This window comes from Sinorhizobium medicae, assembly GCF_007827695.1.
In the GTDB taxonomy this organism is placed as follows: domain Bacteria; phylum Pseudomonadota; class Alphaproteobacteria; order Rhizobiales; family Rhizobiaceae; genus Sinorhizobium; species Sinorhizobium medicae.
In genome coordinates, this window is sequence record NZ_VITA01000006.1 from 19,030 (window position 1) to 31,871 (window position 12,842).

Below are 12,842 nucleotides of genomic sequence, written 5' to 3' on the forward strand. Positions count from 1 at the left end.
CAGATGCAAAAAGCGATCGATATTTTCTACAGACTTCTCGGGCTGCTGCTGATCATGCTGCTCGCAGGCATGGCCTTGATGGTGTTCCTGAACGTGGTGCTGCGCTACGGCTTCAACTCCGGGATCAACATCTCGGACGAGATGTCGCGGTACTTCTTCGTATGGCTGACCTTCATCGGTGCCGTCGTCACCTTCCGGGAAAACTCGCATGTCGGCGTCGAGACCCTGGTCACGCTGTTCGGCCGCAAGGGCCGCATCATCTGCATGATCCTTTCCAACATCGTCGTCATCGCAGTGTCGGCGATCTTCTTCTGGGGCACCTGGAAACAGTCGCCGATCAACGCCTCGATGGCTGCGCCCGTTACCGGCATCTCGATGCTGTGGGTCTACGGGATCGGGTTCTTCACCGGTGCGGGCGTCGTCCTGATCGCGCTCGAACGCCTTTTCCGCTTGTTGACCGGGCGCGTAACGGAAGAAGAAATCGCCGCCTTCGCCGGTGAAAACATGTCTCTCGAACACCTGGCGGAGCGCACATAATGACCCTTGTCGTCTTCATCGTTTCGCTACTCGGTGCCATGGCAATCGGCGTGCCGGTCGCCTTCTCCCTGATGTTCTGCGGCGTCATACTCATGTGGTACATGGGTATGTTCAACACCCAGATCATTGCTCAAAACATGATCGCGGGTGCCGATACCTTCACGCTCCTCGCCATTCCGTTCTTCATTCTCGCCGGTGAATTGATGAACGCGGGCGGGCTTTCGCGCCGCATCATCGACTTCGCAATCGCCTGTGTCGGTCATATTCGCGGCGGCCTCGGCATCGTTGCCATCATGGCGGCTGTGATCATGGCGAGCATCTCCGGTTCGGCGGCAGCCGACACCGCGGCACTTGCCGCGATCCTCATACCGATGATGGCGAAGGCCGGCTACAACGTCCCCCGATCTGCCGGCCTGATCGCCGCAGGTGGCGTTATCGCCCCCGTCATCCCGCCATCCATGGCCTTCATCGTGTTCGGGGTGGCGGCGAACGTTTCCATTACCCAGCTCTTCATGGCAGGCATCGTGCCCGGCCTCCTCATGGGTCTTGCCCTTGTCGCAACCTGGCTGCTGGTCGTGCGGAAGGATGATATCCAGCCACTTCCACGTACGCCTTTGAAAGAGCGTCTCCGCGTCACCGGGCGGGCGCTTTGGGCCCTCGGTATGCCGGTCATCATCCTGGGCGGCATCAAGGCCGGCGTCGTGACGCCGACCGAGGCCGCCGTGGTAGCCGCATTCTATGCCCTCTTCGTCGGCATGGTCATTTATCGCGAGCTCAAGCCACGTGACCTGCCAGGCGTCATCCTGCAGGCCGCGAAGACCACCGCTGTCATCATGTTCCTCGTCTGCGCTGCGCTCGTTTCCTCGTGGCTGATAACCGCGGCGAACATTCCAGCGGAAATCACCGGATTCATCTCTCCGCTGATCGACCGCCCGACGCTTCTGATGTTCGTCATCATGCTGGTCGTATTGGTTGTTGGCACCGCATTGGACCTTACCCCCACGATCCTGATCCTGACACCGGTGCTCATGCCGATTATCAAGCAGGCTGGAATCGATCCTGTCTATTTCGGCGTTCTATTCATCATGAATACCTGCATAGGGCTGCTGACCCCGCCTGTCGGCGTCGTTTTGAACGTCGTCAGCGGCGTCGGCCGGGTTCCGCTCGGAAAGGTCATTGTCGGCGTGACCCCATTCCTGGTCGCCCAGATACTGGTGCTTTTCCTTCTGGTCCTTTTTCCGGACATCGTCATCGTGCCCGCACGCTGGCTCAACTGATCCTCAACCCCTCATCAATAAGTCCAAGGGAGGACATCATGAGAAAACTGCTACTAGCCACGACTGCCATCGCTCTCGGTCTTTCGTCCGCAGCGCCGGCCTTCGCCGAGTTCAACGAACGCAACATCCGGGTTTCGAACGGCATCAACGAAGATCATCCCGTCGGCAACGGCATCAAGGCGATGCAGGCCTGCCTCGATGAAAAGTCGGGCGGCAAGCTGAAGCTCACCGCCTTCTGGGGCGGGGCGCTCGGTGGCGACCTTCAGGCAACGCAGGCCCTTCGTTCGGGCGTACAGGAAGCCGTCGTCACCTCGTCATCGCCGCTCGTCGGCATCATCCCGGCACTCGGCGTCTTCGACCTGCCGTTCCTCTTCGCCAGCGCACAGGAAGCCTATACGGTGCTCGATGGCGATTTCGGCGACATGATGAACGAGAAGCTGGAGGCGGCCGGTCTGGTCAACCTCGCCTATTGGGAAAACGGCTTCCGCAACCTGTCGAACTCGGTTCGTCCGGTCACGAAATGGGAAGACTTCGAAGGAATGAAGGTTCGCGTAATGCAGAACAACATCTTCCTCGACACCTTCCAGAACCTCGGCGCCAACGCCACTCCGATGGCCTTCGGCGAAGTGTTCTCGGCGCTTGAAACCAAGGCGATCGACGCTCAGGAAAACCCCTATGTGACGATCGATACCTCGAAGTTCTTCGAAGTGCAGAAATATGTGACCGAGACGAACCACGCCTACACGCCCTTCCTCTTCCTGTTCTCGAAGCCGATCTTCGACAGCTATACGCCGGAAGAGCAGGCAGCCCTGCGTGAATGCGCAATCGTCGGCCGCGACGAAGAGCGCAAGGTGATCCAGGACCTCAACAAGAAGTCGCTGGAAAAGATCAAGGAAGCCGGGCTTGAAGTGAACGTCCTGTCTGCTGAGGAACAGGCGCGCATTCGCGAAAAATCAAAGGTCGTCTATGAGAAACACAAGGCTGCGATCGGTGCCGACGTGGTCGACGCTATTCTCGCCAAGCTGGAAGAGATCCGCAAGTAACAGTAAAAGCCGGATCTGAATAAGCGGCTTTGTTCGACCCCTTCGAAACCCGCGGCCACACGGCCGCGGGTTTTCTTCATTGGAGCGACCGGCATAGACGACTTCTCGTGTCTTCAGAAATCGTTCTTGTCATGTTGTAATGACAACATTATAGGGTGAAGAGAGAATCTGGAGGCTTGTACATGTTCCACCGCCGTGAACTGGCGAACGCAATTCGTTTCCTGACTGTCGACGTCGTGCAGAAGGCCAATTCCGGCCATCCCGGGACCGCAATGGGCATGGCGGATATTGCCGAGGTGCTTTGGAACGATTTTCTCAGGCACAATCCGGTCAATCCGAGATGGATCAACCGTGACCGTTTCGTTCAGTCGAACGGGCATGGTTCGATGCTGACCTATTCGCTGCTGCATCTCTCCGGCTACGGGGTGACGATTCAGGATTTGAAAGATCATCGAAAGCTGCATTCGAAGACGCCGGGCCATCCGGAATACGGCGTGACGGCCGGAGTCGAGACGACCACCGGTCCGCTTGGCCAGGGCTTCGCCACGGCGGTCGGAATGGCTCTGGCGGAAAAGAAGCTGGCGCAGGAGTTCAACCGCGCCGGTTTCCCCATAGTCAATCACTTCACTTACGTTTTCGTTGGGGACGGCTGCCTCATGGAGGGGGTCGCGCAGGAGGCAGCCTCGCTTGCCGGTACTTTGAAGCTCAACAAGCTGGTCGCTGTCTATGACGACAACAAGATCTCCATCGACGGCGAGACGCCCGGCTGGTTCGCCGACGATAGCGCCGCTCGTTTCCGTGCGCTCGGCTGGAACGTCATTGCGGATGTGGACGGCCATGATGCCGGCGCCATCGCCGCGGCATTTGCCGCTGCCCGCCAGTCGCAGGACAGGCCGACCATGATCTGCTGCAAGACGGTGATCGGTTATGGCTCGCCGAACAAGCAGGGCAAGGAAGAGGTGCATGGCGCACCGCTCGGCGTGGAAGAAGTGGCGCGCACCCGCGAGCACCTCGGCTGGGCTCATGAGGCTTTCATCGTGCCGGACGCCGTGATGCAGGCCTGGGATGCCCGTCCGCGCGGCGAAAAAGCGGAAGCCGAATGGAGGACCCTTTTCGAGCGTTACAGAACAAAGCATCCGGATCTTGCGGCCGAACTGGAACGCCGTAGCGCCGGGCGGCTTCCGGACGGTTTCGACGCGGCCTTTGCGCGCGAGGCCGATCGCATTCTTGGCGGCGAGCCGATCAGGCAGCCGATCCGCAAGGCTTCGAACCGCGTCCTCGGCAATTTGCTTGAAGGCCTCCCGGAAGTGATCGGTGGTTCCGCCGATGTTTCCGTGTCGACGCTGGCATGGACCAGTGCAGCCCGCTCCATCACGCCGGACGATTTTTCAGGGAATTTCGTGCATTACGGCGTGCGGGAGTTCGGCATGTCCGCCATGATGAACGGTATGGCCGCCCATGGCGGTCTCATTCCCTACGGTGCCTGTTATCTCGTCTTCAGCGACTATAGCCGCAATGCCGTGCGCCTTTCGGCCCTGATGGGTCTCAAGGCGATCTTTCTCTACACGCATGATTCGGTCGGTGTCGGCGAGGACGGACCGACGCACCAGCCCTGCGAGCAGCTCGTGGCGCTCCGCGCTGTTCCCAACATGTCGCTGTGGCGGCCGGGCAGCGAGCTGGAAGCGCTTGTTGCCTGGGAATCCGCTTTGAAGCGCGAGGGGCCTAGCGTGATCGTCGCCGCGCGCCAGGAAGGTGGGGTGTTTGCGCACGAAAGCAGCGACATCGACGGCATCCGCCGCGGCGGGTACGTGCTGAAGGATTCCGGCGCCAAACCGGACATCGTCCTTGCTGCGACCGGATCGGAGATCGGCCTCATCCTCGAAGCGGCGGCAGTACTGGAGGAGCAAGGCAAAGCGGTGCGGCTGGCTTCCATTCCCAACGGCAATCTCTTCGCACGGCAGGACCGCGGCTATCAGGAAAGCGTCCTGGCTTTCGGCACGCCGACGGTTTTCGTGGAGGCTGCATCGCCGCTTTATTGGTACCAGTTCCTCAAGGGACCGGGTACGGTGGTCGGTGTGGATCGTTTCGGCGAATCAGCGCCCGGACCGGAGATCTATCGCGTCATGAACCTGACGGCCGAGCGGATCGTGTCCGAGGCCAGTCAACTCTTGCGCTGACGCGATGACTGCCAGACGACGGGGGAAGCATGTATCTCGGTATCGACCTTGGCACCGGTTCGGTCAAAGCACTTCTGATCGACGATGACGGAAGGGCTGTCGGTGAGGCATCGCGGGCCTATCCCGTCTCCTCGCCGGTGCCTGGCTATGCCGAAACGGCACCTGCGGATTGGTGGGCACAAACGGTGGGGGCCGTGCGGGCCTGCTGCGAGGGGCGCGGCGGTGCCGTTCGCGGCGTCGGTCTCTCCGGCCAGGCTCATGGTCTTGTCGTTATAGGGGTAGAGGCAAAACCGTTGCGCCCGGCCATTTTGTGGGCCGACCAGCGTGCCACGGCCGAAATGGAGGCAGTGCTTGCCCTTCCGGAAGCGATACGGCTTCCGCTCGCCAACCCGGTCGTCAGCGGGATGGCCGGCCTCTCCCTGCTTTGGCTGCGGCGGAACGAGCCCGCCACCTACGCCGCGACCCGTCGTATCCTCTCCCCTAAGGACTGGTTGAGGCTCATGATGACCGGCGAGGTCGCAACGGAGCCCGCCGATGCGTCGATGACGCTGCTCTATGATGTCGGGACCGGCCGCTGGGCAGGGGATTTCCTGAGCGCCTTGTCGATCGACCCTGCGATCCTGGCACCCGTCGTCGAGTCCCATTCGGTAGCCGGCAGGCTGAGCGCAGCCGCGGCGGCTGAACTGGGTCTTCCTGCGGGGACGCCCGTGGCCGCAGGCCTTTCCGACACGGCATCCTGCCTGTTCGGCATGGGCCAGACGAAGCCCGGCTCCACGATCCTGCAGGTGGGGTCCGGCATCCAGATCATGTCCGTGGCCGAAGGCATCGAGCCGCAGGTCCAGCCCTTTTACAACAGCTATCGCGGCATTGGCCGCAGCCTTTATTCGATGGCCGCTCTGCAGAACGGGGGCACGGTGTTCGAGTGGGCGCGCATGGTGCTTGGCGCTTCCTGGCCTGAGATGTACCGCGCCGGCTTCGACGAGAGCGAAGGAAATGGCGGCGCGGTCTTCCTGCCCTATGTGACGGGAGAGCGCGCACCGCTGCTCGATCCGAACGCCTCCGCCGCCTGGGCCTATCTGCGCCTCGGTTGCACCCGCAGCCAGCTCATCCGATCGGTCTTCGAAGGCGTTGCGCTCGCCGTACGCGATAGTTGGGATGCCTTGCGCGGCATAGGCCTTTCGGCCGATCGGATGCTCTTGACCGGCGGCGGCAGCACGGACCCGCGCTGGCAGCAGATGCTTGCGGATATTCTTCAGGTGCCGCTCGTGCCGGCGCACGAGCTCGGCAATGCCACGATCGGTGCCGCCTATCTGGGCGGCATGGCGGCCGGTCATTGGCGGGGCGTCGAGGACATTCCTTTCCCGCAGGACCCGGCTGCGCCGGTCGAACCCCGCCCCTTCGACGGGCTGGACGTCCTTCTGTCGCGTTTTCGCGCCACCTATCGTGGCTTGAGGCACATCTGAGACCTCTGCCTGGAGCGGGATGAGGAAGAGTGCGGGCGGTTCTCCGCCCGCATCCCACGCCTCGGCTCCTTGGAGTAGATCACGATGTTTTCAGGTCAGGCCGACCTGAAAACATCGTGATCTGGCGCTCAATAGGTCCGGTGCAGGTCGATGGTCAGCCGTGTGCGATCAGGATGGTGCCAGGACTCGTAATATTCGAGCACCTGTTTATTCTGGTCGTAGGTGACTTCGCGGTTGAACAGAACGTAGCTGTTCATTTCCACATGCAGCTGCGCGGCGATAGCCTCTTCGTTTATGCGCGCGAGCTCGACCTGCCGTTTGCCGGTCGTCGCCACCGCGTCATAGCGTTTGGCAAGATACTGGTACAGCGAGACTTCCTCGAGCTCTTTCGACTGGAGCAGGTCGGGAAAGCGTAAATAGGGCAGGTAGTTGCGCACGACGAGGAACACCACGCCGTCCGCATAGCGCAGGCGTTCCAGAAACACCGCATCATTTTCGCCGATCTGTTCCGCGACATGGGCGGGCGGCTTTATCCGTTCCTGTTTCAACACCCGGGTCGTCAGTTTGAAGCCGGCCTTGGCCATGCTTTCAAGCAGTGGATCGAGCTGCTGGACGAGCGCGATAGGCACCTTGCGGTCGAGCACGAAAGCGCCCCTTCCGCGCTCCGTCCCGATGAGGTTGTCATGAGCAAGCGACTGGAGAGCCTGCCGGACGACGCTTCGCGAGACGTCGTACTGGTGACATAGCTCGCTTTCGGTCGGCAGCTTGCTGCCGGGAGGGTACGCTCCGGACTCGATCGCGGCCCGCAACGTCTCGCCGAGCTGGAAATAGAGGGGGATTGGTGAATTGCGCTCGATGCCCATGCGAATCTCTGCCTTCCGTTACCCGCGGCGTGACTCTGCCCGTTGTTCCCGTCACCTGACAAGCCGACATCGCAAAATGCGCCAGAACTCGTTCACGAGACGTTGACACCTCAAATCTGATCTGATTACGATGTCCGTACAACATAATAAGCGCAGACGCTGATATAGCATATCGCGCTGAGCTCTCAAACCGGGCTCAGGGCTGGGCCGACTGCGGCATGAACAGGGGGCAGAGTGTATCTCGAACGCTTCAAGCTTGACGGCGAACTGGCAGTCGTCACCGGAGGAGGGCGCGGCATCGGACTTGCAAGCGCCGATGCGCTCGGCGAAGCCGGTGCGCGTCTTGCCCTTATCGAGCGCGATCCGGACCTCCTCGAGGAGGCACGCGCCGTCCTTCAGGACAAGGGCTACGACGTCTCGGTGCACGAGGGCGACGTTACCGACGCCGCGCGGATGCAGGCAATTGCGGACGAACTGGCGGCGAAAGGCGGCGCCTCCATCCTCGTCAACAATGCCGGCATCGCGCTCAGTGATATCCCTGCCGAGAACATGGAGGACGAACGCTGGCTCAAGGTCATCGACGTCAACCTGAACGGGGTCTACTGGTGCAGCCGTGCTTTCGGCCGGCACATGCTGTCGATGGGCCGAGGCTCCATCGTCAATGTCGGCTCCATGTCCGGTTTCATCGTCAATCGGCCGCAGCCGCAGGCTCATTACAACGCCTCGAAGGCAGCGGTCCATCAACTGACCCGCTCGCTCGCCGCTGAATGGGCGTCGCGCGGCGTACGGGTCAACGCGGTCGCGCCCACCTACATCGAAACACCGCTCAACGCGCTGGTCGAGAACGACAGGCCGATGCTCGACCGCTGGCTCGATTCAACGCCGATGGCGCGCATGGGCAAGGACCACGAGGTCGCAAGCGTGATCCTCTTCCTGTCCTCTCAGGCGGCAAGCCTGATGACCGGATCGGTCGTACTCGTGGATGGAGGATACACGCTCTGGTGACCGTATCCCGCACCGGGTGCGCACTTCGTCGTGTTTTCCGAACCTAAGAAAAGCAGTCAATAAAAGGAGGAGTTGCAATGTCCCGCATCAAAACACTTTTGGCAGGGTCCGTCGCCCTGTTCTGCCTGACCTCTGCCGCCATGGCCGAGGACTGCAAGGTGGGCCTTACCATGCCCTCGCTGAACGCCCCCTATTTCGCCGCGCAGGTCGCTGCCGTCGAGAAGGCCGCGAAGGACAAGGGATGCGAAATCACCACGGCCGACAGCCAGAATGACTTCTCCAAGCAGATCAACGATGTCGAGGATATGATCGCCAAGGGGATCGACATCCTCATACTCAACCCGCGTGACCAGGAGGCGCTCGTTCCGGTAGCCAACGCGGCAACCGCGGCCGGCGTGAAGGTCGTCGTGATGGACTCCACGCTGAATCCGAAGGCCAACGCCGTCACCCAGGTCCGTTCGTCGAACGATGAGAACGGCCGCCTCGTCGGCGACTGGATCGCCAAGAAGATGAAGGGCAAGCCGATCAAGATGCTGCTTCTCTCGGGCAATCAGGGCAATCCCGGTGGTCTCGAGCGCCGCATGGGCGTCATCAAGGGTATCGTCGAGGGCCAACTCGTCAACGAAGGCGCCGTCAACCTGCAGATTCTCGGCCAGGGCTGGGGGGATTGGTCGACGGATGGGGGCCTGAAGGCCGCCGAAGACCTGTTCCAGGCCCATCCGGATGCCAACCTCGTCGTCGGCGAGAACGACTCCATGGTTCTTGGCGCGGTACAGGCAGCCAAGGCCGCCGGCCTCGAGGGCATCCTGTTCGCTGCGGCGGCCGACGGTCAGCGCGAGGCGCTCGAGATGATCAAGGAAGGGAGCTACGGCGCGACGGGCCTGAACGATCCGGACCTGGTCGGGCGCACCGCCTTCGACATCGGCTATAAGGCTTTCAAGGGCGAGCTTCCGGAGGACTTTCCGAAGCTCTACCTGACGCCGGCGGACGTCATCGCTCAGGAAAACGTGGACAAATACCACAACCCGCAATCAGTCTTCTGACCATATCCGTTTTCCGCTCACATCGAACAAAGGATGCACCGGTTTTCCGGTGCATTCTCTGGAACCCCAATGACCGAACTTGTCAGCCTATCCGGTATCCGGAAGAATTATGCCGGCGTCCAAGCCCTGAAGGGCGTGGACTTCGATCTGAAGGCCGGCGAAGTGCATGCGCTGATCGGAGAAAATGGCGCGGGCAAATCCACGCTGATGCGCGTGCTCGGCGGCGAGACGGCACCGACCTCCGGCACGGTCAGGCTCTACGGCAGGACAGTGCAGTTCTCCGGTCCGCGGGATGCGACGCGCCGAGGCATTTCGCTGATCCATCAGGAACTGGCTTTGGCGCCCGATCTGACGGTTGCCGAGAATATCTTTCTGGGGCGTCTGCCGCGCATCATCAACCACCGCCGGCTGCGCAAGGCGGCGAGCGAAATCCTCGGCCGTCTCGGCTTCGCGATCGACCCCGCCATTCAGGCCGGGCGGCTTACGGTCGCCCACCAGCAAGTCGTCGAGATCGCCAAGGCGCTTTCCAACAACGCGCGCATCATCGTCTTCGACGAGCCGACTGCGGTTCTTGCAAACAGCGATGCCGAGCGGCTGCTTGCCATCATCCGCGAACTGCGGGCGGGCGGCACCGGCGTGGTCTACATTTCTCACCGCCTCAACGAGGTCTTCGAGCTTTCCGACCGCATCACGATCATGAAGGACGGCGCGCATGTCGAAACGCGGCAAACTTCCGCCGCCGATGTCGACGAGGTGATAGCAAGCATGGTCGGACGCCGTATGTCGACGCTCTTTCCGCCCAGGGACGGCCGCGCGCCGGGCAGGGTAGTCGTAGAGGTTCGCAACATATCGCGCGGTCAGAAAGTCCGCGACGTCAGTTTCTCGGTCCGCGCGGGGGAAGTCGTCGGTCTCGGCGGACTTGTCGGCTCGGGCCGCACGGAAGTCGCCCGTCTCGTTTTCGGCGCCGACAGAATGGATGCCGGCACGGTGGAGCTGAACGGCAAGCCGCTCCACCTTTCCTCTCCGCGCAAGGCCGTTCGGGCGCGCATCGGCCTCGTTCCGGAAGATCGTAAGGAACATGGCGTCATTCTCGACTCGCCGATCCGTATCAACACGACGCTCGCCAAGATGCGAAGCGTGGCCCGCTTCGGCTTCCTCGACGTGGACAAGGAGCGGCGGGTCGCCGCCTCACTCGGGGCGGAAATGCACCTCAAGGCGGAAAGCGTCGATGCGGCGGTCTCGAGTCTGTCGGGCGGCAACCAGCAGAAGGTCGCCCTTGCCAAATGGTTCCACGCCGATTGCGACCTGCTCATTCTTGATGAGCCGACGCGCGGTGTCGATGTGGGAGCGAAAGGCGAAATCTATACTTTGATCAACGATCTGGCTAGGGCCGGAAAGGCGGTCCTCGTCATTTCGTCCGAACATCAGGAACTGTTCGGATTGTGCGACCGCATTCTCGTCATGGCGGAGGGGGCGGTTGCTGGCGAACTCACCGAAAGCGAGTTCACGGAGCAGCACTTGCTGACGCTGGCGATGACCGGGTCGACCAGGGAAAGGGATAACGCAAGCCAATGAGCACTACGTCCGAAAGCGCAGCCGCGCCGTCACCGTTCACGCCCCGTATTCTGGAGGCGGTCCGCCACTACGGTACGCTCGGCATCTTCCTGGTCTTGGTACTGGTCGCCTCGCTCTGGTCTGATGCATTCCTGACGGAGCGCAACCTGATGAACGTGGTGCGCCAGGTCGCCTCCGGTGCCGGCATCATGGCCATCGGAATGCTCTTCGTCGTGCTTACCCGCGGCATAGACCTCTCGGTGGGTTCCATCGCCGCCGTTGGATCGGTGCTCTGCGCCCATCTCGTGGCAGTACAGGGCTACGGCGTTCCGATGGCGATCCTGCTCGTGATCGTGAGCGGGGCAGCCTGCGGCGTGGTCACCGGCTTCTTCGTCGCCTATATGCGGCTGCCGTCTTTTGTCATCTCGCTGGCGATGATGGCGATCGCCCGCGGCATCTCGCTGATCATCAGTGCGGGTCGCCCCATCACCATGGGTTCGCCCGGCGCGCCGCTCGTCGATTTCGGCAGCGGCTTCCTTTTCGGCATTCCGCAGCCGGCGATCCTGATGCTGGCCATCTATGCCGTGGGGGGCGTGGTGCTGGCCTATACGAGCTTCGGCCGCATCGTCACCGCCATCGGCTCCAACGAGGAGGCGGTTCGGCTCTCCGGCGTGCCGGTCGAGCGTTATGTGTTGTCCGTCTACGTCATCAGCGGCGCGCTCGCGGCGGTCGCCGGCATAGTCGCCGCGGGACGCACGGGCATAGGCACGCCGCAGGTCGGTGTCGGCGCGGAACTTGACGTCATCGCGGCCGTGGTCATCGGCGGGGCCAGCCTCATGGGCGGGCGCGGCGGCATGTTCAACACGCTGCTCGGCGCGCTGATCCTCGGCATCATTACCAACATCATGAATCTTGCCGGCGTACCGGGATATCACCAGAACGTCTATCTCGGCCTGATCATCATCCTGGCGATGCTCATACAGTTCGTCACCGCTCGGTCACGACGTTAGATCACAATGCGTTAGTTCGGATCGACCTAACAATCTAAGTCAAAGCGGAATGCGGGCAGAAAGCCGTGTAGGGTTTCCGCCCGCATTCCGCGAAAGCCGATGTCTCAGAAGCTGCCGACCACGAAACCGCCATCGACCGGCAGGTCGGCGCCGGTAATGAATTCCGCGGCCGGCGAGGCCAGGAAGAGCGCGGTTCCAACAAGGTCATCCACCGTACCCCAGCGCTTGAGCGCTGAACGCTGGGCGATTTTCTCGGCCGGCACCGGGTCGGTCCACAGACCCCTGGTCATGTCCGTCTTGTGATAGCCGGGAGAGATGGCGTTGACGCGGATGCCATCCGGGCCGAAGGCGTGGGCGAGATGGCGAGTGAGGCCGAGCACGCCCGATTTGCTGGCGCCATAGGCCGGCACGAGCGGATCGCTGACATAGCTCAGCATGGAGGCGGTGTTGAGGATGACGCCGCGCGAGGCTTTCAGGAGCGGCAGGACGGCCATGGCGAAGCGCATCTGGCTGTTCAGGTTGACGTCCATCACCTCCATGTAGGTCGCGTCCTCGAATTCCGCCTCGGGCCGGGCGATGCCTGCGCCGTTGATGAGAACGTCGAGCTTGCCGAGAGTCTTGGCGAATGCGTTGATCATTTCCGGATCGCGCACGTCGACGCGCTCGAAGCGGATGCCCTTGTTTTCCGGATCGGCCGCGGCGGCCTTGAGCTTGGATTCAGAGCTGCCCAGCGCGATGACCGTGCCGCCGAGCCGGGCAAAACCCTGCGCGATGGCAAGGCCGATGCCGGACGAACCGCCGGTAATCAGAATATCCCTGCCGGCAAACAGGTCTGGACGAAACGTATCGATGATCTCTTTCATGAATTCC

Annotated in this window: 11 protein-coding genes; 9 read left to right on the forward strand and 2 right to left on the reverse strand. The window is 61.9% G+C overall.

Going from position 1 to position 12,842, the window contains the following annotated elements; genetic code table 11:
• The first annotated feature begins 3 nt into the window (after positions 1-3).
• The 5 genes from FB009_RS11785 to FB009_RS11805 all read left to right on the forward strand — a co-directional run bounded on the left by FB009_RS11785 (position 4) and on the right by FB009_RS11805 (position 6,497).
• Entirely contained in the window at positions 4-537 is a 534-nt protein-coding gene (locus FB009_RS11785) for a TRAP transporter small permease (RefSeq protein ID WP_012066705.1), read from the forward strand.
• Positions 537-1,814: a TRAP transporter large permease gene (locus tag FB009_RS11790; RefSeq protein ID WP_012066704.1), complete on the forward strand. Its 1,278-nt coding sequence runs from the start codon at positions 537-539 to the stop codon at positions 1,812-1,814. The genes FB009_RS11785 and FB009_RS11790 overlap by 1 nt, the downstream gene beginning before the upstream one ends.
• Before the next feature lie 38 nt (positions 1,815-1,852).
• Positions 1,853-2,857 (forward strand): TRAP transporter substrate-binding protein, encoded by a 1,005-nt coding sequence (locus tag FB009_RS11795; protein WP_012066703.1) that lies wholly within the window; start codon positions 1,853-1,855, stop codon positions 2,855-2,857.
• A 182-nt stretch (positions 2,858-3,039) separates the two neighbouring features.
• Positions 3,040-5,034, forward strand: coding sequence for a transketolase (gene tkt / locus FB009_RS11800; RefSeq protein WP_127580733.1), 1,995 nt, complete (start codon positions 3,040-3,042; stop codon positions 5,032-5,034).
• A gap of 29 nt (positions 5,035-5,063) precedes the next feature.
• A complete protein-coding gene (locus FB009_RS11805) occupies positions 5,064-6,497 on the forward strand; it encodes a xylulokinase (protein ID WP_012066701.1) in 1,434 nt (477 codons plus the stop codon).
• Between the two features lie 128 nt (positions 6,498-6,625).
• On the opposite strand, the gene FB009_RS11810 is transcribed toward FB009_RS11805, so the two are convergent.
• Positions 6,626-7,360 carry a GntR family transcriptional regulator gene (locus FB009_RS11810; RefSeq protein WP_145161606.1) on the reverse strand — a complete coding sequence of 245 codons (735 nt, stop codon included), beginning with the start codon at positions 7,358-7,360 and terminating at the stop codon, positions 6,626-6,628.
• Between the two features lie 234 nt (positions 7,361-7,594).
• Between FB009_RS11810 and FB009_RS11815 the strand changes: the two genes are divergently transcribed.
• The 4 genes from FB009_RS11815 to FB009_RS11830 all read left to right on the forward strand — a co-directional run bounded on the left by FB009_RS11815 (position 7,595) and on the right by FB009_RS11830 (position 11,972).
• Positions 7,595-8,365: an SDR family NAD(P)-dependent oxidoreductase gene (locus tag FB009_RS11815; protein ID WP_018207865.1), complete on the forward strand. Its 771-nt coding sequence runs from the start codon at positions 7,595-7,597 to the stop codon at positions 8,363-8,365.
• A gap of 77 nt (positions 8,366-8,442) precedes the next feature.
• Complete coding sequence (locus tag FB009_RS11820; protein WP_012066698.1) at positions 8,443-9,408, forward strand: substrate-binding domain-containing protein; 966 nt, start codon at positions 8,443-8,445, stop codon at positions 9,406-9,408.
• A 69-nt stretch (positions 9,409-9,477) separates the two neighbouring features.
• A complete protein-coding gene (locus FB009_RS11825) occupies positions 9,478-10,983 on the forward strand; it encodes a sugar ABC transporter ATP-binding protein (protein WP_024310700.1) in 1,506 nt (501 codons plus the stop codon).
• Positions 10,980-11,972, forward strand: coding sequence for an ABC transporter permease (locus FB009_RS11830; protein WP_012066696.1), 993 nt, complete (start codon positions 10,980-10,982; stop codon positions 11,970-11,972). The genes FB009_RS11825 and FB009_RS11830 overlap by 4 nt, the downstream gene beginning before the upstream one ends.
• Positions 11,973-12,076: 104 nt before the next feature.
• On the opposite strand, the gene FB009_RS11835 is transcribed toward FB009_RS11830, so the two are convergent.
• Positions 12,077-12,835 (reverse strand): SDR family NAD(P)-dependent oxidoreductase, encoded by a 759-nt coding sequence (locus tag FB009_RS11835; RefSeq protein ID WP_012066695.1) that lies wholly within the window; start codon positions 12,833-12,835, stop codon positions 12,077-12,079.
• Positions 12,836-12,842: the final 7 nt, after the last annotated feature.